Source organism: Rhodospirillum centenum SW (assembly GCF_000016185.1).
Taxonomy (GTDB): Bacteria; Pseudomonadota; Alphaproteobacteria; order Azospirillales; family Azospirillaceae; genus Rhodocista; species Rhodocista centena.
Map to the genome: position 1 here is coordinate 847,542 of NC_011420.2, position 21,772 is coordinate 869,313.

19 protein-coding genes are annotated in these 21,772 nt (G+C 69.3%); 13 read left to right on the forward strand and 6 right to left on the reverse strand.

All coding sequences use genetic code 11. The features are described 5' to 3' along the window. The first annotated feature begins 13 nt into the window (after positions 1-13). Entirely contained in the window at positions 14-829 is an 816-nt protein-coding gene (locus RC1_RS03825; RefSeq protein WP_012566026.1) for a class II glutamine amidotransferase, read from the forward strand. Between the two features lie 21 nt (positions 830-850). On the opposite strand, the gene RC1_RS03830 is transcribed toward RC1_RS03825, so the two are convergent. Continuing rightward, positions 851-3,007 carry a TonB-dependent receptor gene (locus tag RC1_RS03830; RefSeq protein WP_012566027.1) on the reverse strand — a complete coding sequence of 719 codons (2,157 nt, stop codon included), beginning with the start codon at positions 3,005-3,007 and terminating at the stop codon, positions 851-853. 74 nt (positions 3,008-3,081) lie between these two features. Beyond that, positions 3,082-3,417 carry a DUF1491 family protein gene (locus tag RC1_RS03835; RefSeq protein ID WP_012566028.1) on the reverse strand — a complete coding sequence of 112 codons (336 nt, stop codon included), beginning with the start codon at positions 3,415-3,417 and terminating at the stop codon, positions 3,082-3,084. An 82-nt stretch (positions 3,418-3,499) separates the two neighbouring features. On the opposite strand from RC1_RS03835, the gene surE reads away from it, so the two are divergent. Then, positions 3,500-4,279, forward strand: a complete 780-nt coding sequence (gene surE, locus RC1_RS03840; RefSeq protein ID WP_012566029.1) for a 5'/3'-nucleotidase SurE — start codon at positions 3,500-3,502, stop codon at positions 4,277-4,279. A gap of 72 nt (positions 4,280-4,351) precedes the next feature. Here surE and msrA read toward each other — a convergent pair whose 3' ends face one another. The 3 genes from msrA to RC1_RS03855 form a co-directional block, all read right to left on the reverse strand. Beyond that, positions 4,352-5,011, reverse strand: a complete 660-nt coding sequence (gene msrA, locus RC1_RS03845; RefSeq protein WP_012566030.1) for a peptide-methionine (S)-S-oxide reductase MsrA — start codon at positions 5,009-5,011, stop codon at positions 4,352-4,354. Positions 5,012-5,100: 89 nt separating this feature from the next. Next, entirely contained in the window at positions 5,101-6,462 is a 1,362-nt protein-coding gene (locus tag RC1_RS19840) for a DUF6745 domain-containing protein (RefSeq protein ID WP_012566031.1), read from the reverse strand. A 21-nt stretch (positions 6,463-6,483) separates the two neighbouring features. Then, positions 6,484-6,816 (reverse strand): hypothetical protein, encoded by a 333-nt coding sequence (locus tag RC1_RS03855; protein WP_012566032.1) that lies wholly within the window; start codon positions 6,814-6,816, stop codon positions 6,484-6,486. A gap of 277 nt (positions 6,817-7,093) precedes the next feature. Here RC1_RS03855 and RC1_RS03860 point away from each other — a divergent pair, with 277 nt between their 5' ends. The 6 genes from RC1_RS03860 (at position 7,094) to rfbA (ending at position 15,194) form a co-directional block, all read left to right on the forward strand. Then, positions 7,094-7,591 carry a hypothetical protein gene (locus tag RC1_RS03860; RefSeq protein WP_012566033.1) on the forward strand — a complete coding sequence of 166 codons (498 nt, stop codon included), beginning with the start codon at positions 7,094-7,096 and terminating at the stop codon, positions 7,589-7,591. Between the two features lie 108 nt (positions 7,592-7,699). Further along, positions 7,700-9,349 carry an efflux RND transporter periplasmic adaptor subunit gene (locus RC1_RS03865; RefSeq protein WP_012566034.1) on the forward strand — a complete coding sequence of 550 codons (1,650 nt, stop codon included), beginning with the start codon at positions 7,700-7,702 and terminating at the stop codon, positions 9,347-9,349. 10 nt (positions 9,350-9,359) lie between these two features. Next, a complete protein-coding gene (locus tag RC1_RS03870) occupies positions 9,360-12,479 on the forward strand; it encodes an efflux RND transporter permease subunit (protein ID WP_012566035.1) in 3,120 nt (1,039 codons plus the stop codon). A 53-nt stretch (positions 12,480-12,532) separates the two neighbouring features. Then, the gene (locus RC1_RS03875; protein ID WP_012566036.1) at positions 12,533-13,021 is read left to right on the forward strand and encodes a hypothetical protein; all 489 of its coding nucleotides are present in this window, start codon (positions 12,533-12,535) and stop codon (positions 13,019-13,021) included. Positions 13,022-13,221: 200 nt separating this feature from the next. After that, positions 13,222-14,325 carry a dTDP-glucose 4,6-dehydratase gene (gene rfbB / locus RC1_RS03880; RefSeq protein WP_221237939.1) on the forward strand — a complete coding sequence of 368 codons (1,104 nt, stop codon included), beginning with the start codon at positions 13,222-13,224 and terminating at the stop codon, positions 14,323-14,325. After that, a complete protein-coding gene (rfbA, locus tag RC1_RS03885) occupies positions 14,322-15,194 on the forward strand; it encodes a glucose-1-phosphate thymidylyltransferase RfbA (RefSeq protein WP_012566038.1) in 873 nt (290 codons plus the stop codon). Before rfbB ends, rfbA begins: the two co-directional genes overlap by 4 nt. Here rfbA and gmhB read toward each other — a convergent pair. Next, a complete protein-coding gene (gmhB, locus tag RC1_RS03890) occupies positions 15,166-15,750 on the reverse strand; it encodes a D-glycero-beta-D-manno-heptose 1,7-bisphosphate 7-phosphatase (RefSeq protein WP_336884703.1) in 585 nt (194 codons plus the stop codon). The two genes, rfbA and gmhB, sit on opposite strands and share 29 nt — an antisense overlap. 254 nt (positions 15,751-16,004) lie before the next feature. Between gmhB and RC1_RS03895 the strand changes: the two genes are divergently transcribed. The 5 genes from RC1_RS03895 to RC1_RS19845 all read left to right on the forward strand — a co-directional run bounded on the left by RC1_RS03895 (position 16,005) and on the right by RC1_RS19845 (position 21,707). Then, entirely contained in the window at positions 16,005-16,835 is an 831-nt protein-coding gene (locus RC1_RS03895) for an ABC transporter permease (protein WP_012566040.1), read from the forward strand. After that, the gene (locus RC1_RS21660; RefSeq protein ID WP_012566041.1) at positions 16,825-18,222 is read left to right on the forward strand and encodes an ABC transporter ATP-binding protein; all 1,398 of its coding nucleotides are present in this window, start codon (positions 16,825-16,827) and stop codon (positions 18,220-18,222) included. Before RC1_RS03895 ends, RC1_RS21660 begins: the two co-directional genes overlap by 11 nt. A gap of 127 nt (positions 18,223-18,349) precedes the next feature. After that, positions 18,350-19,438 (forward strand): DegT/DnrJ/EryC1/StrS family aminotransferase, encoded by a 1,089-nt coding sequence (locus RC1_RS03905; RefSeq protein WP_234703825.1) that lies wholly within the window; start codon positions 18,350-18,352, stop codon positions 19,436-19,438. A gap of 3 nt (positions 19,439-19,441) precedes the next feature. Beyond that, complete coding sequence (locus tag RC1_RS03910; RefSeq protein ID WP_012566043.1) at positions 19,442-20,437, forward strand: glycosyltransferase family 2 protein; 996 nt, start codon at positions 19,442-19,444, stop codon at positions 20,435-20,437. A gap of 1 nt (position 20,438) precedes the next feature. Beyond that, positions 20,439-21,707 (forward strand): glycosyltransferase, encoded by a 1,269-nt coding sequence (locus RC1_RS19845; RefSeq protein ID WP_012566044.1) that lies wholly within the window; start codon positions 20,439-20,441, stop codon positions 21,705-21,707. Positions 21,708-21,772: the final 65 nt, after the last annotated feature.

A 21,772-nucleotide genomic window follows, 5' to 3' on the forward strand; every position in this document is an offset into this window, starting at 1 on the left:
GCAGGGGATCATCATGTGCCGATGGCTCGCCTACGGGGGCGACCCGATCGCCATGGACACGTTGCTGTTCAGGCCGTGCAACTCCCTGATCCGGCAGAGCCTGTACGCCCAGCGGGCGCCGGCGCCCACGAACGGCGACGGATTCGGTCTGGGCTGGTACGGCGCCATCGAGAAGCCGGGCCTCTACCGCGACACCATGCCGGCCTGGAACGACGCCAACCTGCGCTCCCTGGCCGAGCAGATCCGCTCGCCCCTGTTCTTCGCCCATGTCCGGGCCTCCACCGGCCCGGCGACGGCGCGGCTGAACTGCCATCCGTTCCGCTATGGTCGCTACCTGTTCATGCACAACGGCCAGATCGGCGGCTGGGCCGAGGTGCGGCAGGAGATCGAGCGCAGCATCCGCAAGGAGCTGTACCGCTACCGCGAGGGTTCGACCGACAGCGAGGCGTTCTTCTACCTGCTGCTGGGCAACGGGCTGGCCGAGGACCCGGAACGCGCCTTCGCCCGCACGGTCCGGCAGGTGACGGACATCATGCGGGCGGAGGGCGTGGCGGACCCGTTCCGGATGACCGCCGCCGTGACGGACGGGCGCCGCATCCATGCCGTGCGCTGGTCCAGCGACGGGCGCAGTCCGACGCTGTTCCACGGCAATGGCGGCCGCATCGACTGCAAGGGGTCGATGGTGGAGTTCGGTGACGGCGGCGGCTGTACGATCGTGCTGTCCGAACCGCTGGACGAGGATGCGGCGCACTGGGCCGAGGTGCCGGAAGGGAGCTTCCTCACCGCCGAGGCCGGCCGGGTCACGGTCACTCCCTTTCACCCGCGTTGACCGCCCCCGGGCCGCCGGGATTCAGAACCGCACCTTGCCACTGAGGAAGATCTCCCGCGGCGGCTGCGGATAGGCGGCATAGGGTCCGTCATTGTCCGCCACCACCAGGTTGACCTCCCGGTCGAACAGGTTGCGCACGGTCAGCGTCAGGTCCAGTGCCGGCAGCGGCGTCCAGGTCAGGGCCGCGTTCCACAGGGCATGGCCGCCGGAGCGCACGCTGTTGGCGCCGTCATACGGATAGTCGCCGGACAGGTCCAGCCAGGCCCGCGCCTCCAGGCCCAGGCCTGCGATTGCCTGGGTCAGCGCCACCCGGCCGGCATGGCGCGGCACCCCGGCCACGTCCTTGCCGCTGAAGTCGAAGGGCCGGCCGGTGTCCGGCTCCAGATAGCGGTTCTCCGTCCACACCGCGTCCGTCAGGCCGTAGGCGAGGTCCAGACCCAGCCCCGGCACCGCATCGGAGAGATCGGCCTGCGCCTCGACCTCCAGCCCGCGGCTGCGCTGCCGGCCGGTGTTGACGGTGCGCGCCGTGCCGTTCACGGGCAGAAGCTGCAGCAGGTCCCGGCGCTTCAGCCGGTAGGCGGTCACGGTCGCCACCAGTCGCCCGTCCAGCAGGGCGCCCTTGATCCCGGCCTCGATGTTGTCCGCCAGTTCCGGCGCCAGGGCGGTGTCGCGCCCGCGGAAGGACCAGACCGGCCCGAAGCCGGGGGAGAAGCCGGCGCCGTAGGCGGCATAGACGCTGAGATCGGCGCCGACGGCCCAGGTGACGGACGCCTTGGGGCTGACCCGCTGGTCGGCGTCGCGCACCGTCTCCACCGGATCGGGGCCGTAGCCGCTGCCGCTGGGGCCGTACTGTACCCGGCGGGAGAAACGGTCGAAACGGCCGCCGCCGGCCAGGGTCACGGGACCCAGCGTCCATTCGCCCTGGAGATAGGCGCCGTAGGCGCGGCTGCGCGCGTCGGCGTTCAGCAGGATATCGCTGCGCCAGTCCTCCGGATCGACAGGCCGGCCGGTCAGGATCAGGCGGCGCTGGGCGTAGAACAGGTCGGCGAAGTCGAAGCTGCCGCTCCAGGTCTCCACCGGCCGGCTGTCCACCTGTTCGGCGCTTGCCCCGCCCAACAGCCGCAGCGGCCCGTGCTGCCAGTCGAAGGACTGTTCCGCGAAAGCTGTGCGGGTCGTGTTGTCCACCCGGAAGCCGGTGAAGGTCACGGCCGTGTCGCCGGGCTCGAAGCGGTTGAAGAAGCCCTGCAACGCGCTGGTCAGGCTGCGGCGCGCGTGCAGCCGGGTGGTCAGGGACAGGCCGGGCGCCGCCTCCGCCTCCAGGATCGCGGTGCCGGTCAGCATGCGCTTGTAGAAACCGGCGTCGTCCTCGTTCCAGTTGCCCTTCCGCCCGCCGGGCAGCGGCACCAGGGCGCCGTCCGCCGTCACCGGCAGTTCGCCGGCCAGCCGCTGCGCCTGATCCACCCAGGTGGCGGTCAGCGACAGCCGGCCCCACTCGGCCAGATCCAGCCGGTGCTTGGCGAACAGGCTGTCCTGACGGCGGTCGGTGCGGTCGCGCCAGCCGTCGCCGCGCTGCACCTCCCCGGTCAGCAGCAGCGCACCCCGGTCCAGGGTGGGCGTCTGCACCAGCGCCCCGACCTGCCGCCAGCCATGGCTGCCGAACCCGGCCTCGGTCTCGGCCAGCCGCTCCGTGCCGACCTCGCGGGTGATGTAGTTCAGCGTGCCCGCGATGGCGCCACGGCCGTACAGCGCCGACATCGGGCCGCGGACCAGATCGACGCGGCCGACGGCGGCGAAGGGAAGCTGCTCCAGGTCGCCCTCGTCATCGCCGGTGACGAAGGGCACGCCGTCCATCATCACGACCAGCGTGTCGTTGTGGACGCGGTTCGGCACGCCGCGGATCACGAGGTCGGTATAGGTGCCCTGGTCGTTCGTGCGCAGCACGACGCCCGGCAGTCCACGCAGTTCCTCCCCGATGAAACGGGTCTGCTGCCTCTCGAACGCGGCGCGGTCGAGGGTGGAGACGCTGGCCGGCACGTCCCGCAGCGCCGCCGGTCGCCGGGTCGCGGTGACGACGATCTCGTCCAGCGGCGACGGCTCGGCCGGCGCGGGACGGGGCGGGAAGAGCAGGGCAAGGGCGGCGAGGGCCGCGCCTGTGTGGCGGCGGGAACGGTTCTTCATGGCATCGGCACGGTCGCGGGATGCGCGGGTTTACGCCATCCGGGCCGCGAATCAAGGGGCAGGAAGGTCAGGTCTCAGAACGTGTGACCCTCGAAGGGATGCTCGCCCGTGCGGCTCTCCACCTCGACCACCCAGAGGTCCGGGTCGCGCCTGATCTGGCGGGCGACGTACTCGTCCGCCTCGTGCTCGTCCACCTCGGCACCGTTCAGCCCGGCCAGCCAGCCCAGCCGGCCGTCCAGGTCGCGGCTCTGGCTGAACACCTTGGCGCGCCGGCCCGGCAGGGCGAGCTTCAGCACGACCATCCCGCTTTCGGGTTCGCCCTTGCGGACCACGTAGGCCGGGATGCCCTCTGCACTGCACCGCCAGAGATGGGCCTGGACCCAGAGGGCGGTGTTCAGGCGTTCGCTCACGGATGCGCTCCCAAGCCTCGACTCCCGGTGCCGGATCGGCTTTCCTGGCACCCGTCCGCAGACAGCACGAGAGGCACCGTTGATGCAAGCCCGCTCCGCCCGCCGCTTCGCCCGCGTTCTCCTGACCAACGATGACGGCATCGATGCGCCGGGCATGGCGGCCCTGGCCCGTGTCGCCCAGGAGCTGGCGGAGGAGGTCTGGATCGTGGCGCCGGAGCACGACCAGAGCGGCATGTCCCGTGCCATCAGCCTGCACGACCCGCTGCGCCTGCTGGGGAAGGGGGAGCGCCGCTACGCCGTGACCGGAACGCCGGGCGACAGCGTGATCGTCGGCCTGCGCGAGGTGCTGGCGGCGACCCCGCCCGACATCGTGATCTCCGGCATCAACCGGGGCGCCAATCTGGGCCAGGAGGTCGCCTATTCCGGCACGGTCAGCGCGGCCCTGACCGCGAAGCTGCTGGGCGTGCCCGGCATCGCCTTCAGTCAGGCCTTCCGCGACCGCGAGCAGGTCCGCTGGCACACGGCCATGGCGATGATCCCGCGGGTCTTCGAGGTTCTGGACGGGCTCGGCGGGCTGCCGGAGGCGGTGCTGAACGTGAACTTCCCCGATGTCGAGCCGGAGGAGGTGACGGGATTCGCGTTCACCCGTCAGGCCCAGGGAAACATCGTCGCCATCGACACCGAGCGGCGGACGGACACCCGCGGCATCGACTACCGCTGGCTTTCCTTCCGCCGTGCCGCCAGCGAGCAGCCGGAGGACAGCGACATCGCCGCGCTGCGCCGCTGTGCCGTGTCGCTGACCCCGCTCGGCTTCGACTTCACAGACACCGCGGCACTGGAGGCACTGCGCGCCCGCGCCTGAGGGGGGGAGGGCGGGGGTGCAGCCCGCCCCCTCCGCCCGCCGCTCCCTTCCCCGCCGCCCCCTTCCCCGTCGTCAGTCGGCGGCCACGCCGGTCGGCAGCGGGCAGCTCACGCCCGTGCCGCCCAGGCCGCAATAGCCCCATGGCTTCTTGTGCAGGTACTGCTGGTGATAGTCCTCGGCATAGTAGAAGGCCGGGGCCTCGCGGATTTCCGTCGTCACCGCGCCGTATCCCTGCGCCTTCAGCCGGCTGGCGTAGCTGTCGCGGGACGCCTCCGCCAGCCGGAGCTGTTCCGGCGTCGTGGCGTAGATGGCGGAGCGGTACTGCGTGCCCACATCGTTGCCCTGGCGCATCCCCTGCGTCGGGTCGTGGTTCTCCCAGAACACCTTCAGCAGTTCGGCGTAGCTGACCGTCGCGGGATCGTAGACCACCAGCACCACCTCGGCATGGCCGGTGCGGCCGGTGCAGACCTCCTCATAGGTCGGGTTCGGCGTGGGGCCGCCGGCATAGCCCGCGGCCGTGCTGTAGACGCCCGGGACCTGCCAGAACTTCCGTTCCACGCCCCAGAAACAGCCCATGCCGAACACGGCCGTCTCCAGGCCGGCGGGGAAGGGCGGCTTCAGCGGGTGGCCGTTGACGGCGTGGATGTTGCCCACCGGCAGGGGCTCCGCCCGTCCGGGCAGCGCGTCGGCGGCGGTCGGCAGGTTCTGCCTGGGGGACCTGAACAGGCCCATGATGCTCATCCTCCATAGCGACAGGACCCCGTGGAGTCCGGCCCCAGCGATATGGGGGATGGCCGCTCCGGCTCAAGCGCAAAGCCGTCTCACGTCTCCACCGACGGCGCATAGAAGGCCGGCGCCAGCCCGAAGGTCCAGGCCACGCCCTCCCGCGGGTAGCGGGTGTGCGGCGGTACGCGCAGCCAGTAGACCTTGTGACTGCCGTCCGGTTCGGGCGTGCTGTTGATGACCCGGACCATGGTCAGGGGCTCGCCGTCGAACTGCTCCGCCCGCCACAGCTCTCCGTAGGAGTCGCGGCAGACCATGTGTCCGGCCTGCTCCATCACGCGCTCCGGCCCGTACTGCGCCAGCAGCGCCCGCCGCACACCCGGGTCCGGCTCGTCCCGGATCTGGGCCAGCGAGAGTGTCTCCGGGGCGAAAAGGATGGCCGTATCACTGGCGAAGCGCCCTTCAACAGCGAACAGACCGCAGCCGTCGCGCCAGACGACGGCCGGACCGTCCATCCGGTGAAAGCGCCCGCGCTCGTCCAGATGCACCTCGACCGGCGGTTCCAGCGCCACGGCAAGGTGTTCGAACGCCCAGACGCAGTCCACATGGCGGACCAGGGTGGAGAAGGCAGTCAGGCGGTCGCGGGGCCTGCCCGCTCCGCCCGCCTCTTCCTGTCCGGCCACATGGTTCCGCAGCAGCCGGTCCAGCGCATGATAGATGACCGGAGCAGCGAAGCTGGGCGGTGCCGCCATCGCCATCAGCCGCACATGGTCGGGCAGCCGTTCCCCCGCCTCGCCCAGGGGAAACCAGGAGCGCGGCCGGGCGCCCCCCTCGCTCAGTGCGTGCTGGAAGGCGCGGCCCAGTTTCGGGCGGACCGTCCGGCCGCTGCGGGTCGATACCGTTACCGACGGCCGCGGCGGTCGCATCGCCAGGGCGACGACCCCAGGCAGGGCGATGAAGCCCGCCAGGAACCAGGACAGCGGCACGCCATCGCCCTGGTTGTAGAAGGCCAGCGCCGCCAGGGCCACCACCAGGGCGACGACGGGCAGCGCACGCATCTTCCAGTCGGCGGCGGCGCGCGGGCCGGGCGTGCCCAGCAGCAGGATGGTATGGGCCCAGAGCGCACTGATGCTGAGCACCAGCACGACGGCCGGCACGCCCGACAGCAGAGCTTCCCTCTCCGCCGGCAGGGAGGGCAGTGTCGAGAGGGTGAGCGGCAGCAGCAGCGCCGCCGCCACCAGTCCCCAGGGCCACCACCGGCGCCACCCGATCCGGGCCAGGATCGCCTGGGCATCCCGCGGACCCTGGGCCCACACGATGCGCTCAGGCGGTCGCAGACCGGAAACGCAGTAGGCGTCGGCGATGGCCCTCTCTGCCGCATCGCGGTCAAGGGGGACCTGCCAGGTGAAGCGTCGCTTCCAGTCCGCGAGGGCTTCCTGGCGGTTCTGCGCGTCGGACATCGTGCCGGCCGCTGCGCCGGGTCAGTCCGCGATCGCGCGGGGCAGGGCCCTCGGCTGGTACTCGCGCTGGCGCACCACCTCGTAGGTGCCGGGGGGCACCGGGATGGCGTCATGCTCCTCGTGCGACAGGGCGACGGGATCGCCACCATGGACCTGGATGAAGCCCCGTCCCGATCCGTCCTCGCGGAAGTAATGGACCCGGCTGCCGGGCATCGCATGGGCGTGGCCGGTGACCTCGCCATAGGCCAGGACGACGCGGCCGTTGTCGAGGCCGGCCGGCTTCACGGATGTGGGCAGCGAATTGACCGCAACCAGGAGAACGTCGCCCTGGCGGTACTGGGCGGGCATGAACATGACGGGCCTCCCTGTCCATGAGGGGTGGTGGTCGCATGTCCTGCCGTGACGGTGCGGTCTTCCGTCCGGACCTGCACGGCCTGACGATCCTGCAACAGCGTGCGTCAGAGAGGATCGCGCCGGGGGGCTGCATCGTACAGGACCCGGGTGGGGGAGGGCTCCCGGAGTACTCACTCCGCGCCGGTTCCGCCGTCCCGGCCGACGCGGGACTTGCCAGGAAGGTCTGTCCGGTCCAATCTGCGCCCCCTGGTGACGGAATTACCGGAACGGCCGCGACATGAGGCTTCGGAACGGACTGGTACGGCTGCTGACAGGCGGGGGGCTTCTGGTCCTGGCCGCGCTGCTGCTGCTCGCGCCGATCCCCGCCCTTGCCCATATCGGCCATGCCCATACGGGAGCCGACGGTCATCTCCGGGTACAGGATCACCACCTCCATGGGGCTACCGCGTCCATGTCTGCGATGGATGCGGGGACGGTGGCCGGGCCGGCCGGTCACGACCAGCCGGCCGCAACCGCCGCGGTGCCGTGCGGGGAGGGGGCGGACCACGCCGCCGGGACTGAACCGGCGCCCGCGCCGTCCTGTCCGGACGGGCACGATCCGTCTGCACCCTGCTGCCTTGCGCACTGTATCGCCTCGCACATGACGGGCATGCCGGTGCTGGCCGTCCTTGCCGGCCCGAGCGTCCGGGCGACGCCGCTGCGTCCCGCGGCCGATCTCGGCCGTGACGGCATCGGCCATACCCCGCCCTGCCCGCCGCCGCTCCGCACAGCCTGAGCTGACGGCTGCCCCGGGACGCAACCTGGGGTTCTGCTGTCCGCCTCCGCGTCGGGACCCCTTTGCGCGTCCCGGCTGTCCCCGTGCTGCGGACGGAACGGTTTCCCCATGCTGCGATCCTTCCGGCGCGTCTTCCGCGCCCTCTTCCTGCTGTCCCTTCTCGCCCTGCCCACCGTCGTTGCGGCCCATGAGGGCCATGACGACGCCCCCCCGCCGACCGCCGGCCCTGCGCCGGTGCCGACCCTGGAGGCAACGGGCAGCGACGTCGAACTCGTCGCCGTGCTCAAGGCCGGCCACCTGATCCTCTATCTCGACCGCTACGCGACCAACGAGCCGGTCGTCGGTGCCGACGTGAGCGTCAGCATCGACGGCGGCGCCGAGGTCCGGCCCGAGGCGCTGCCCGACGGTTCCTACCTGCTGGAGGCCGAGGATCTGCGCGGCCCGGTCCACGAACTGGTGGTGACGGTTGCCACGGGCGATGTCTCCGACCTGCTGATCGGCTCCCTGGCCGTGCCGGCGGAAGCGGCCGATGCCGACGACGACCATGCCCCGGTCCTGCCGGGCTGGCCCCTGCTGCTGGCGGCCTTCGCCGCCGGGGCGGTCGCCGCCGCCCTGCTGGCGGCGCTGGCCGGCCGCCGCCGGTCCGCCGCCCTGACCGCTGTCCTGCTGCTGGGGGCCGTGCTGCTGGCATCCCTCCCGGCCGCCGCGCACGAGGGCCATGACCATGGCGACGAGGGGCCCGTCCAGGCGCTGCCCGACCAGCCGCGGCGGCAGCCCGACGGCAGCCTGTTCGTGCCCAAGCGCACGCAGCGCCTGCTGGGGGTCCGCACGGTGCCGGCGGAGATCGTCCAGGCCCGCCGCAGCCATTCCCTGGTCGGCCGGGTCATCGCCGATCCCAACGCCTCCGGCCGGGTCCAGGCCAGCGAGGTCGGCCGGGTGGAGGCGCCGGAGGGCGGCCTGCCCTATGTCGGCCAGCGCGTCGAGGCCGGGCAGGTCCTGGCCTACATCGTTCCGGCCATCGCGGCGAGGGAGCGCGGCACGCTGAGCGAGCAGATGGCCGCCATCGACAAGGAGATCGTCGTCGCCCGCCAGCAGCTCGACCGTCTCAGCCGCCTGAAGGGCACCGTCGCCCAGAAGGAGATCGACGACGCCAAGGCGGTGCTGGCCGGCCTCCAGCGCCAGAAGAAGGCGCTGTCGCCGGTGCTGGAGGTGCGCGAACCCTTGCGCGCACCCGTCTCCGGCATCATCGCCGCGGCGGACGCCGTGCCGGGTCAGGTCATCGACGACCGCGACCAGACGGTCCTGTTCGAGATCGTCGATCCCGCGCGCCTCCTGGTCGAAGCCATCGCCTTCGATCCCGTGTCGGCGCAGGACATCGTCGCCGCCACCGCCACGGGCGACGATGGTGCGGTGCTGAAGCTCGGGCTGCTCGGCACCGGCCCCGCCCGCCGCGGTCAGGCCGTGCCGCTGCTGTTCCGGGTGGAGGCGGGCGGGGAGGGCGAACATCCCGGCACCCCTGTGAGCGTCCAGGTCGCCAGCTCGACCCCGGTGGAGGGCATCGTGCTGCCGCGCGAGGCGGTGGTGCGCGGTCCGGCCGGTCTGCCCGTCGTCTGGGAGCATGTCTCGCCGCAGCGGTTCGAGCCGCGCACCGTCCGCTACCGTCCGCTGGACGGCGCCAGCGTGCTGATCGAGGCGGGGCTGGACCCCGGTGGCCGCATCGTCACGCAGGGCGCCACCCTGCTGACCCAGGTGCGGTGAGGGCCGGGCCATGTTCACGACCATCGTCGCCACCAGCCTGCGCAACCGTGTCTTCGTGCTGGCCGCCGCCGCCCTGCTGATCCTGTTCGGGGCGTTCACCCTGCGCACGCTCCCGGTGGACGTGCTGCCCGACGTCAATCCCCAGACCGTCACGCTGATGACGGAAGCCCCGGGCCTTGCCCCGGAGGAGGTGGAGCAGCTTGTCACCTTCCCGTTGGAGACCACGCTGAACGGCATGCCGGGGGTGACCCGGGTGCGGTCCGTCTCCAGCGTCGGCCTGTCCGTGGTCTATGTCGATTTCGACTGGGGCTCGGACGTCTTCCGCAACCGCCAGCAGGTGGCGGAGCGGCTGACCCTGGTCTCTTCCCAGCTTCCGGAGGGGGTGGTGCCGCAGATGGGGCCGATCAGCTCCATGATGGGCGAGATCATCCAGGTGGCGATGGTCTCCCCGGACGGCAGCGCCAGCCCGATGCAGGTGCGTGAGACGGCGGACTGGATCGTGCGGCCGCGCCTGCTGGCGATCCCCGGCGTCAGCCAGGTCATCCCCATCGGCGGGGAGGTGCGCGAGTACCGCGTCGCCCCCGATCCGGAGCGCATGGCGCTGCTGGGTATCGGCGCCGACCGGATCGTGGCGGCGCTGCGCCGCTTCGGCAGCAACGGCGGCGGCGGCTTCGTGGATCAGCGGCAGTCCGAGTACCTGATCCGTGGCATCGGCCGCAGCACCGATCTGGCGGATCTGCGTGCCCTGACCGTGGATGTCCGCGACGGGCTGCCGGTGCCGCTGTCCCAGGTCGCCGCGGTGGACTTCGCCCCGCGGCTCAAGCGCGGCGATGCCGGCATGAACGGCGCCCCGGCGGTGATCGTCTCGGTCATGAAGCAGCCGGGCGCCGACACGGTGTCGCTGTCGCGGGAGATCGAGGCGGCGCTGGCCGACCTGGCCCCGACCCTGCCGCCCGGCATCACGGCGGACACGATCCTGTTCCGCCAGGCCGACTTCATCGAGACCTCCATCGCCAATGTCGAGCGCGTGCTGGTCGAGGCGGCGGCGGTGGTCACCGTGGTGCTGTTCCTCTTCCTGCTGAACGTGCGGACCACGGTCATCAGCCTGTCCGCCATTCCCGTTTCCATCCTCATCACGGTGCTGGTGTTCGATGCCCTGGGCCTGACCATCAACACGATGACGCTGGGCGGCCTCGCCATCGCCATCGGCGAACTGGTGGACGATGCCGTGGTGGACGTGGAGAACATCTTCCGCCGGCTGCGGGAGAACCGCGCCGCCGGCAGTCCCCGGCCGCCGCTCCAGGTGGTGCTGGAGGCCAGTGCCGAGGTCCGCTCCGGCATCGTCTATGCCACCCTCATCATCATCCTGGTCTTCGTGCCCCTGTTCGCGCTGACGGGGATCGAGGGGCGCTTCTTCGCGCCACTGGGCATCGCCTACATCGTCTCCATCCTGGCCAGCCTGGTCACGGCCGTCACGCTGACCCCGGTGCTGTCCTACTACCTGCTGCCCCGGATGAAGCGGCTGGAGGCGCACGAGGGCTGGCTGGTGCGTCGGCTGAAGCGGGCCAATGCGGGGCTGCTGGGCTGGTCCTTCGGCCATCCGCGGCTGCTGGCCGGGGCGGCCCTGGTCGCCGTCGCCGCTGCCGCCGCCTCTGTGCCGCTGCTGCCCCGCACCTTCCTGCCGCCCCTCAACGAGGGGACGGTGACCATCGCCCTGACCCTGAACCCCGGCATCTCGCTTGCCGAGTCCAGCCGGCTGGGGGCGCTGGCCGAGAAACTGGTCCTGCAGGTGCCGGAGGTGCGCTCCGTCGGCCGGCGCACCGGGCGGGCCGAACTGGACGAGCACGCGCTGGGCGTGAACGTCACGGAACTGGACGCCGACCTGGACGATTCCGTGCGTCCGCGGGCGGAGATCCTGGCCGATATCCGGGCCCAGCTCGCCGCACTCCCGGTTTCGGTCAATGTCGGCCAGCCGATCTCGCACCGGCTGGAGCACATGCTCTCCGGCGTGCGGGCGCAGATCGCGCTCAAGGTCTATGGCGAGGACCTGGACACGCTGCGCAGCACCGCGGCCGATCTGGAGGCACGCCTCGCCGGCATCCCCGGTCTCGTCGATCTCCAGGTTGAACGGCAGGTCCGCATCCCGCAGGTGCGGGTGGAGGTGGACCATGAGCGCGCCGCCTTCTACGGCCTGACGCCCGGCGCCATCACCGACGCGGTGGAACTGCTGTCGGGTGGCAGCGTGCTGTCGGAGATCGTGGACGGCAGCCGCCGCTTCGCCCTGGTGCTGCGCCTGCCGGAGGAGCAGCGCACGGCCGAGGGGCTGCGCCGGCTGCTGCTGGATTCGCCCTCGGGTCCGGTGCCGCTGTCCGCCGTGGCGCGGGTGGAGGAGACGGACGGTCCCAACGAGATCCAGCGGGAGAACGGCAAGCGCCGCATCGCCGTGCTGGCGAACACGGACGGCGAGACGGACACCGCCGCCATCGTCGCCGCCATCCGGTCGGCGGTGGCGCAGGCGCCGCTGCCGCCCGGCACCTTCACCAGCCTGGAGGGCACCTTCCGCTCGCAGGAGGAGGCGACGCGGACCATCGCGGTCCTCTCCGTCGTCTCGCTCTCCCTGATCTTCCTCGTGCTCTACAGCCGCTACCGCTCGGCGGCCCTGGCCCTGATCATCATGGGCAACGTGCCGCTGGCGCTGGTGGGCAGCGTCGCCGCGCTCTGGCTGGCCGGGCAGCCGCTCTCGGTGGCCAGCATGGTCGGCTTCATCACCCTGACCGGCATCACCACCCGCAACGGCATCCTGAAGATCAGCCACTACATCAACCTGGTCCTGCACGAAGGCGAGGATTTCGGCCGCCGCATGATCCTGCGGGGCAGCCAGGAACGGCTGGTGCCGGTGCTGATGACGGCGCTGTCCGCCGGGCTGGCGCTGCTGCCGCTGCTGGTCGGGGCCGATGCACCGGGCAAGGAGATCCTGCACCCCGTCGCGGTCGCCATCTTCGGCGGCCTGATCAGCGCCACCCTGCTGGACGCGGCCCTGACCCCCGTCCTCTTCCACCGCTTCGGGCGCAAGGCCCTGGACCGCCTGCTGGCGGACCGGGATGCCACGCGCACGGCCGAAGCCTACTGACCCTTTCCGTTCTGTCCGTTCCCCCGCTTTCCCTGATCGAAGGAGACATGACCATGTCCATCCGTTCCCGGCGTTCTTCCCGGCCGCTGGCCGCTGCCGTCCTGCTGCTCGCGCTCTCGGCCCTGCCGCCCGAGGCCCTGGCGCACGGCTCGCCCGTCGGTCCGCAGGGCGGCCGGCAGGTGCATGCCGGCCCGATGCATGCCGAACTGCTGCTCCAGGGCCGCGAGGTGACGCTCAACATGTACACGATGCAGGACGAGCCGATCCCGACCGACGGCGGGGAGGTCGCGGTGACCCTGCTGGCCGGCGGCCGGACCGAGAAGGTCGTTCTGACGCCGGCCGGCGGCAACAGCTTCCGCGGCACCCTGGGCACCGAGCCGACCGCCGATGCGAAGCTGGTGGCCTCCATCCGGCTGGCCGGCAAGGGGGCCGTCCAGGCCCGCTACGACCTGTCCCATGAGCCCGAGGGGCAGGAGGAGCACGCCAAGGATACCGGCGGGGACCATGACGATCACCATGGGGAGCATGACGGGCACCGTTGAGGCCGCCTGCACACAGCCTGCCCGGGACGCTGCGGCCGGCACCGGAAACGGGCCGGCCGGCTGTCCGCTGTCCACGACGGGACAGCCGTCGTGCTGTCGCCCGCTCCGGGCCTGTGCCGCTTCCGCCTTGACCATCGCCAGCCAATGAGGCAATCGGGACCTCTCTTCTGCCCGGCCCCGCGGTCGGGCGTCTTTTCGGGATGAGTCAGATCGTGAAGCTGATCGTCACCGGAGGGGCCGGGTTCATCGGCTCCTGCGTGATCCGGACCTTGATCCGGACAACCGATGTATCGATTTGCAACGTGGACAAGCTGACCTATGCGGCCAGCCCTGAAGCCCTGGCCGAGGTGTCAGGCAGTCCGCGTTACCGTTTCGAGCGGTTGGACATCTGCGATGGTCCCGGACTGGCCGCGTTGTTCGAGCGGGAGCAGCCGGATGCGGTCATGCATCTCGCGGCCGAATCGCATGTGGATCGTTCGATCGACGATCCCGCAGCCTTCATCATGACCAATCTGGTCGGCACCTATACGCTTCTCGCAGCCTCGACCGCCTACTGGCGCGGGCTGCCTGAAGCGCGCCGCGCATCCTTCCGTTACCATCATGTCTCCACCGACGAGGTCTATGGGAGCCTGGGCGATGTCGGGGCCTTCACGGAGACCACGCCCTATGCGCCCAACTCTCCCTATTCTGCCAGCAAGGCGGGGTCGGACCATCTGGCAAGGGCGTGGTTCCACACCTACGGCCTGCCGGTGCTGGTCTCCAACTGCTCCAACAACTACGGCCCCTTCCAGTTTCCCGAGAAGCTGATCCCCCTGATGATCCTGAACGGGATCGCCGGTCGTCCGCTGCCGGTCTACGGCAGGGGGATGAACGTGCGGGACTGGCTGCATGTGGAGGATCACGCCCGGGCGCTCTGGCAGGTGCTGACCCGGGGGCAGCCCGGCGAGTCCTACAACATCGGCGGCAACGCCGAGCGGCGGAACATCGACGTGGTCCATGCCATCTGCGACCTGCTGGACGAGCTGGTGCCCGATCCGCAGGGGTCCAGACGGCGGCTGATCACCCATGTCTCCGACAGGCCCGGCCATGATCTGCGCTATGCCATAGATGCGTCCAGGATCCGTCGTGACCTGGGGTGGGTCCCGCAGGAGACCTTTGAAACCGGATTGCGCGCCACGGTGGAATGGTATCTGGCGAACGAAGCGTGGTGGCGGCCCATTCTGGAGCGCCGCTATGCCGGCCAGCGGCTCGGCCTCGCCGGAGCGGCCGCCCCCGCGGACAAGGTGCAGGAGAAAATGCCGTGAAGGGGATCATTCTGGCTGGCGGCTCCGGGACCCGGCTCTACCCGGTGACCCAGGTGGTGTCCAAGCAGCTCCTGCCCGTTTATGACAAGCCGCTGATCTACTATCCGCTTTCCGTGCTGCTGATGGCCGGGATCACGGAGATCCTGGTCATCACGACGCCGCAGGATGCCGGGTTGTTCAGGGCGTTGCTGCAAGACGGCAGCCAATGGGGCATCCGGATCAGCTATGCCGAGCAGCCAAGGCCGGAAGGGCTGGCTCAGGCGTTCGTCATCGGTCGGGATTTCGTCGGCCAGGACAGCGTCTGCCTTGTCCTTGGCGACAACATCTTCTTCGGCCAGGGGTTGGCGCCGATGCTGGAAAGGGCGGCGGCAACGACCGACGGTGCCGTTGTCTTCGCCTATCATGTCAGTGATCCCGAACGCTATGGCGTGGTCGATTTCGACGAGTCGGGCCGGGTTCTGGCGATCGAGGAGAAGCCGGCCGTCCCGAAATCCAACTACGCCGTCACCGGGCTTTATTTCTATGATAACCGGGTGCTCGATATCGCTGCCGGCATCCGGCCGTCGGCCCGGGGGGAGTTGGAGATCACCGACGTCAACCGTTGCTATCTTGAAATGGGGGCGTTGAAGGTCGAGCGGATGGGGACGGGGTTCGCCTGGCTGGACACGGGCACCCATGAGAGCCTTCTGGATGCGTCCCAGTTCGTGCAGACCTTGGAGAAGCGCCAGGGCGTGAAGGTCGCCTGTATCGAGCAGATCGCCTTCGAGCGCGGCCTGATCACGGCGGATCATCTGATCGAACTGGCCCGGCCGCTCCTCAAGAACGAGTATGGCCGGTTTCTCATGCGGGTGGCGGAGGGGATGCTGTAGGTCCGTCACCGCTCTGCCGGGCGAGCAGCGCGCCGACGAACTCCGACAGATCTCCGCCGGTGAACAGGTGGCCGCGGATGCCGGCCGCCTCCGCCGCTTGGAGGTCGCGCAGGTGGTCTCCGATCAGAAAGCTCCGCGTCCTGTCGACAGGCCAGCGGTCACACAGGTCGAGCAGCATTCCCGGTTCCGGTTTGCGGCAGCGGCATGCCATGCGGTAAGCGCCGACGGTTCCGTCCGGGTGGTGCGGGCAGTACCGGAAGTCGTCGATCCTCGCCCCCTGGCGCGCCAATTCGGTCTGCATCCAGTGGTGCAGACTCTTAACATCGGTTTCGCTGTAGAAACCCCGCGCCACCCCGGATTGATTGGTGACGACGAAAACGAAGTACCCATGGTCGTTGAGAAGTTTGACGGCCGTGATCGCCCCTTGGATCCATTCCACGTCTTCTCGTCGGTGAACATAGCCGTGGTCGATGTTGAGCACGCCATCCCGATCGAGAAAAGCTGCCCCCCGCCATGCGTCTCGCATCGGCTCCCTTGGCCCCATCGGTCCCGTCATTCCCCTGGATCTCCCCACGGCCGGCGATCATCTCCATCCGCCTTCTCCCCTGAATCGGTGCCCTGGCGCAACCGGGTCGCGCGGGGGCGGAGAACGGGCTTGAAGCGGTCGGAGTATTGCTCCATAACCCCGGGCGGATGAGGGGCTGGCATCGTTCCACGGGGCGTCGGAACGGACGGCGCCCGTTGGCAGGTCGGTCGGACCGGTATCCGGGCACGGCCCTCCAACGGCGCGTAACCGTAAAGCAGTAGCAGATGGTCATTGCCCTTCTTCGGAATCCGCAGACGCTTTCCCGTCTTCTGTCGAGCCACTCCAGCCTGTTCCTGTCCCTGCTCCGGCGCCGGATCGCGGAACGCTACCGCGAGACGTGGTTGGGCCTCGCCTGGGCCTGGATCGCGCCGTTGCTTCTGCTCGGCGCCTACGTGCTGGTCTTCGGCGTTCTGTTCTCCCCCCGGATTGCCAGCGGAGCGCATCCGGACCGGCTCGCGGACTTCGCGCTCATGCTGTACGCAGGGGTTCTGCTTCATGGCCTGTTGGCCGACAGCCTGACGCAGGCCCCGGCCTGCATCGTGAGCAATTCCAATTTCGTGAAGAAGGTGGTCTTCCCGCTCGGGCTGCTGCCCCTGGTTCAGGTGGGCAGTGCGACCGTTCATCTGGCGCTGGGGCTGATCATTCTGGTGCTCGCCGCCGGGCTGCTGGGGACAGGCGGGTTCCAGATGGCCATGCTCCTGTTGCCCCTGACCGTTGCGCCCCTTGTCCTCCTGTGTTGCGGTGTCTCCTGGGCGCTGGCTGCTCTTGCCGTCTACATCCGCGACATCGGGCAGTTGAGCAGCTTCCTGTCTACGCTCCTGATGTTCCTTTCGCCCGTCTTCTTCCCTCTTGCGGCGGCGCCCGAGGGGATGCGGAGCGTTGTCGCGCTGGGGCCACTGGCTGTACCGATCGAGGCGACCCGCGCCGTGCTTCTGCAGGGACAGGCGCCTGACTGGGGCGGGCTTGCGATCTACTCGGTTGCCGCGCTGCTGATCGCGCTGGGCGGACTGACGCTGTTCCAACGGTCGCGTCGGGGGTTCGCCGATGTCCTCTGAACCCGTCATTCGAGCGAGCGGTCTGTGCAAGCGGTATCCGCACTATGACCGGCCCTGGGATCGTCTGCGCGAACTGTTCGGCGGACGCGGACCGTCCAGTCATTTCGCAGCGTTGGATGATGTCTCCTTTGAAATCGGTCGGGGGGAGCAGCTCGCCATCATCGGGCGGAATGGCGCCGGCAAATCCACGCTCCTGCAACTTCTCTGCGGAACACTGACGCCGACAGCCGGTCTTCTGGAGGTCCGCGGACGGATCGCGGCACTGCTCGAACTGGGGGCCGGTTTCAACCCGGATTTCACAGGGCGCGAGAATGCCTTGTTGAATGCCCAGCTCCTGGGCCTGACGCGGCATCAGGCGCTGGATCGCTTCGAAGAGATCGCTGCCTTTGCCGAAATCGGCGATTTTCTCGATCGGCCCGTGAAGACCTATTCAAGCGGCATGTTCGTCCGCCTGGCGTTCGCGGTCGCGGTCCATACGGACCCGGACATCCTGATCGTCGACGAGGCGCTCTCCGTCGGGGACGCGTTCTTCCAGGCGAAGTGCATGGCCCGGATGCGTGACATGATCGACTCCGGCCTGACCGTGATCTTCGTCAGTCACGACCTGAGCGCGGTGAAGTCGGTCTGCAGCCGTGGACTTTACCTGGAAAGGGGGAGGGTCCGCGCCGCGGGGCCGATTGATGACGTGGTCGAATGCTACGTCAACGACCTCTTCACGGAGCGGCAGGCGGGGCTGGCGGGGCGCTCCGGCCCGGTGCGGGACGCACCCGCAGAGCCGTCTGGCGCGGCAGACGCCGTCTCGGACTCGTCCGGGGGGCCGCAGGCCAGTCCGCCTCCCGGCGTGCAGGCGGAATTCGAGAGGCTTGCCGCGTACAACCGCGTCAGCAACGGCCGGGCGGATTTCATCTGCATCGGTCTGTTCGACGAGGCGGACCGGCCCGTCGGCTTCACCGGATACGGTGGCCGGATCATCCTGCGCATGTGGCTGGTCGCCCGGGCGGAGATCCCTGAACTCCTGCTGGGCGCACATGTGCGGAACACGACCGGCCTTGACGTGCTCTACACCGACACGGTCGTCGAGGGAGTTCCGATCAGGAACCTGGTGCCCGGTCAGGAACTGGTGGTGGACTGGGAGTTTCCCGCCGATCTGGCGGAGGGGCGCTACACCATCACGGCCGTGGCCTCGGAACCTGTCGATCTGGAAAACTCCGTCGTCGATTTCTGTGACTATGTTCCGATCGCGGCTCAGATCGAGGTGGGGCGCCGTCCGGGGTCCCCGCTTTATGGCTGCGCACGTCTCCCGGCGGTGATCAGGGTGACCGGGGCTATGCCGACGGACGCCGCTGGGAAGGAAGAGGAGCCCTTGATCATAAGGTCAACGGGCTGATCTGTTTCCGACCCCTGGCGCGGCGGGGTTCCCATCCGGCAAAGTCGCGCATCTCCGCGATCCAGGCAGAGTCGTCATGGCGAGAACTCCTCAGCCTTTTCCAGACCCGATCTACGTGACCCGGCCCATGCTGCCGCCCCTGGCGGAGTACAGCGCCCTGCTGGAGAAGGTATGGGACTCGGGTTGGCTGACCAACGGCGGCCGGCAGCACCAGGAACTGGAGCGGGCGCTGTCCGCCCATCTCCAGGCCCCCCATCTGAGCCTGTTCAACAACGGGACGATCGCGCTGATCGTCGCCTGCCAGGCCCTTGGCGTCTCGGGGGAGGTGATCACCACGCCCTTCACCTTTCCGGCGACCCCCCATGTTCTGTCCTGGAACAACGTGACGCCGGTCTTCTGCGACGTCGATCCGGAAACCCTCTGCATCGACGCGTCTCGGATCGAGCGTCTGGTCACGGGGCGCACCAGTGCCATCCTGGCGGTCCATGTCTACGGAATTCCCTGCGCGGTCGAGGCCATCCAGCAGGTCGCGGACACCTATGGTCTGAAGGTGATCTATGACGGTGCGCATGCCTTCGGAACCGAAATCGACGGGCAGCCGATCACGGATTTTGGCGACGTCACGATGCTCTCGTTCCACGCCACCAAGCTGTTCCATACCGCTGAGGGCGGCGCCCTGGCGGTCAGAGATGAAAAGCTGAAAAAAAGAATCGATCTTCTTAAGAACTTTGGCATAAAGAATGAAGAAGAAGTCATTCTTCCTGGCATAAACGGCAAAATGAATGAGCTTCAGGCAGCCTTGGGATTGCTGACCCTGAAGATGGTGGCCGAGGAAAAGGACGCCCGGTCACGGATCGCGGACGTTTACCGTGAGAGGCTGCCAGACATCCCCGGTGTGCGTTGCGTCAATGTCCCGGCGAATGTCCGTGACAGCCATCAGTATTTCGTGATCCGGGTTGATGCGGCGGCTGCAAGATTGACGCGCGACGAGCTTTATGAGCGTATGCGTGATTTCAATGTCTTTCCGCGCAAATACTTCTATCCGCTTTGCTCCGAGTATAACTGTTACCGGGCCTTGCCGAGTGCCGCACCGGAGAATCTGCCCCACGCGCATCGCGCCGCCCGGGAGGTGCTGTCCCTCCCTCTGTTCAGCGCTCTGGGGACGGATGGTGCGGCACGGATCTGTGACATCCTCGAACATCTCCTCGCCGGCTGAACCATGGATACCCCGAAAGTCAGCGTCGTCATCGCCGCCTACAATCATGCCGACTTCGTTGTCGAGGCCGTCGAGAGCGTCCTGGGACAGGCTGCGTTTCCTGTGGAGGTCGTGGTCACCGACGACGGGTCCGCGGACGACACCGCGGAGCGGTTGAGGGCTGTCGCCAGGGACGAGCCGCGGCTCCGGCTGAACGTGTTCGACGGGAACCGGGGGGCCTGCATCGCCATGAACGATGCCCTCTCCCGGTCCCGCGGAGACTATGTGGCCGTTCTGAATTCGGATGATCGCAGTCTTCCGGGGCGTCTTGAGCGTCAGGCCGGCTTTCTCGATGACAACCCGGGCATCGCCGCCGTCTTCGGGTTGCCCCGGTTCATCACGGAATCCGGTGCGGCCTTCACCGATTCAAGCCACAAGGACTTCTCCGTCTTCCGGCAGGAGAACAGGCCCCGGGCCGACTGGCTCCGCCATTTCTTCTTCTGGGGCAACTGCCTCTGCCATCCGACGGCGATGGTTCGCCGGGCTGTCTATGCGGAGGTCGGGGGCTATGATCCGCGGCTTGCGCAACTGCCGGATCTGGACATGTGGGTGCGTATCTGCGCGCGTCACGGGATTCATGTCATGGCGGAGGAGATGGTCGAATTCCGCATCCTCTCCGGGCAGCGCAATGCCAGCGCCGCGCGGCCCGACGTGCTGGCCCGCGACGCCTGGGAGAGGACCCGGATTCTGGAACGCTTTCTCGACCTCGACGACGCGGTGTTCCAGGCCGCCTTCCGGCAGGACCTCCTGGAACTGGGGGTGCCGCCCGATGCGGCCCGCCCGGTCGCCCTGGCGCGTCTGGCGCTCAAGGGGTGCTGGCCGGCGCACCGCACCTTCGCCCTGGACCAGCTTTACAGGGCCCTGGGACCGACCGGCACGGCCGGTCCGGGGGGGCCGACCTGCGCGGAGTTCCACCGGCTGGTGGGGGGACAGGACGTGACCTTTGACGGCGGGCGCTGAGATGGCCGATCCTGCGGTCAGCGTCGTCATCCCGGCCTACAATCACGCCGCCTATGTCGGCGCCGCGATCGAGAGCGTTCTCGGTCAGAGCCTGACGGCGCTGGAACTCATCGTCATCGATGACGGGTCGCGCGATGCGACGGCAGAGCGGGTCGAAGCCTACCTCGGCGACCCGCGGGTCCGGCTGGAGCGGCAGGCGAATGCGGGATCGCACGCGGCGATCAACCGTGGCGTCGCCCTGGCCCGGGCGCCCTGGGTCGCCATCCTCAATTCCGACGACGTGTTCCATCCCGACCGGCTGGCGCGGATGCTGTCGTCCTGCCGGTCCAACGGGTGGGAGTTCGCCGTCAGCGGCTTCGACCTGATCGACGGCGAGGGGCAGCCCATCGACGCGCCCGACCACTGGCTGAGGCGCCGCACGGATCCGGTGTGGACCTACACCCGCGCCCATGGCGTCTGGCCGGGCATCCTTTTCGGAAACTTTACCGTTTCCACCTCCAACTTCTTCTTCAGCCGCGACCTCTGGCGCCGGATCGGGCCGTTCGCCCGTTACCGTTACGTGCTGGACTGGGACTGGGCGCTGCGGGCCATCGCCGCCGCCCCGGCGCGGGCAGGCTGGCTGCCGGACGAGGCGCTGTTCAGCTACCGACTGCACGGCAGCAACACGATCTCCGGGGCCGGCCTGCGCAGCAGTTTCGAGATCGAACTGCTGCTGCGCCGGGCCCTGCTCCGCCGGCTGCCGGAGTGGGCTCCGGGCATCGCCCGCATGCGGCAGTTCGGGCGCGATGCGCGCCGTACCGCCGCCGCCCAGGCGGTCGGCCGTACCGTCGCGGCGCACGAGGCCGAACTGGCCGAGGTCCACACCGGATACCGGGCCGAGCTGGACCGTGTCCACGCGGCTCACCGGGCCGAACTGGGCGAGGTCCATGCCGGTTACCGGACCCGGATCGCGGCCCTGGACGCCGAGCTGGTCCAGGTGCACCACGGTTACCGGACGGAGATCGACCGTCTGGCCGCCGAGCAGGCGCAGGAACGGGAGTGGTTCGCCCGAGTCCTGGAGACCGAGCGCGCCGCGGCTGCGCTGGAGGCCGACGGGCTCCGGCAGGCGCTGCAGGCCGAGCGCGAGAATGCCGAGGCCACCCGCGCCTACTACGAAGCCCGTCTGGCCGCGATCTATTCATCGACCTCCTGGGCGTTCAGCCGGCCGGTGCGTGCCGTGGGGCGCCTCTTCCACGCCCTTCGCGGCGTTGGCGGCGGTAGGGCCCGATGATAGATATGCCGCCGTTCCAGGACCCGGTCGGGCACTCCGGCGCGACCGCCCTTCTCCGCAACGAA

What these genes read in the sequence shown, in the direction of transcription:
- RC1_RS03825 (WP_012566026.1), top strand. Translation starts at nt 14, where the DNA reads ATGTGCCGATGGCTCGCCTACGGGGGCGACCCGATCGCCATGGACACG.
- RC1_RS03830 (WP_012566027.1), bottom strand. Translation starts at nt 3,007, where the DNA reads ATGAAGAACCGTTCCCGCCGCCACACAGGCGCGGCCCTCGCCGCCCTT.
- surE (WP_012566029.1), top strand. Translation starts at nt 3,500, where the DNA reads ATGCAAGCCCGCTCCGCCCGCCGCTTCGCCCGCGTTCTCCTGACCAAC.
- msrA (WP_012566030.1), bottom strand. Translation starts at nt 5,011, where the DNA reads ATGGGCCTGTTCAGGTCCCCCAGGCAGAACCTGCCGACCGCCGCCGAC.
- RC1_RS19840 (WP_012566031.1), bottom strand. Translation starts at nt 6,462, where the DNA reads ATGTCCGACGCGCAGAACCGCCAGGAAGCCCTCGCGGACTGGAAGCGA.
- RC1_RS03855 (WP_012566032.1), bottom strand. Translation starts at nt 6,816, where the DNA reads ATGTTCATGCCCGCCCAGTACCGCCAGGGCGACGTTCTCCTGGTTGCG.
- RC1_RS03860 (WP_012566033.1), top strand. Translation starts at nt 7,094, where the DNA reads ATGAGGCTTCGGAACGGACTGGTACGGCTGCTGACAGGCGGGGGGCTT.
- RC1_RS03865 (WP_012566034.1), top strand. Translation starts at nt 7,700, where the DNA reads ATGCTGCGATCCTTCCGGCGCGTCTTCCGCGCCCTCTTCCTGCTGTCC.
- RC1_RS03870 (WP_012566035.1), top strand. Translation starts at nt 9,360, where the DNA reads ATGTTCACGACCATCGTCGCCACCAGCCTGCGCAACCGTGTCTTCGTG.
- RC1_RS03875 (WP_012566036.1), top strand. Translation starts at nt 12,533, where the DNA reads ATGTCCATCCGTTCCCGGCGTTCTTCCCGGCCGCTGGCCGCTGCCGTC.
- rfbB (WP_221237939.1), top strand. Translation starts at nt 13,222, where the DNA reads ATGAGTCAGATCGTGAAGCTGATCGTCACCGGAGGGGCCGGGTTCATC.
- gmhB (WP_336884703.1), bottom strand. Translation starts at nt 15,750, where the DNA reads ATGACGGGACCGATGGGGCCAAGGGAGCCGATGCGAGACGCATGGCGG.
- RC1_RS03895 (WP_012566040.1), top strand. Translation starts at nt 16,005, where the DNA reads ATGGTCATTGCCCTTCTTCGGAATCCGCAGACGCTTTCCCGTCTTCTG.
- RC1_RS21660 (WP_012566041.1), top strand. Translation starts at nt 16,825, where the DNA reads ATGTCCTCTGAACCCGTCATTCGAGCGAGCGGTCTGTGCAAGCGGTAT.
- RC1_RS03905 (WP_234703825.1), top strand. Translation starts at nt 18,350, where the DNA reads ATGCTGCCGCCCCTGGCGGAGTACAGCGCCCTGCTGGAGAAGGTATGG.
- RC1_RS03910 (WP_012566043.1), top strand. Translation starts at nt 19,442, where the DNA reads ATGGATACCCCGAAAGTCAGCGTCGTCATCGCCGCCTACAATCATGCC.
- RC1_RS19845 (WP_012566044.1), top strand. Translation starts at nt 20,439, where the DNA reads ATGGCCGATCCTGCGGTCAGCGTCGTCATCCCGGCCTACAATCACGCC.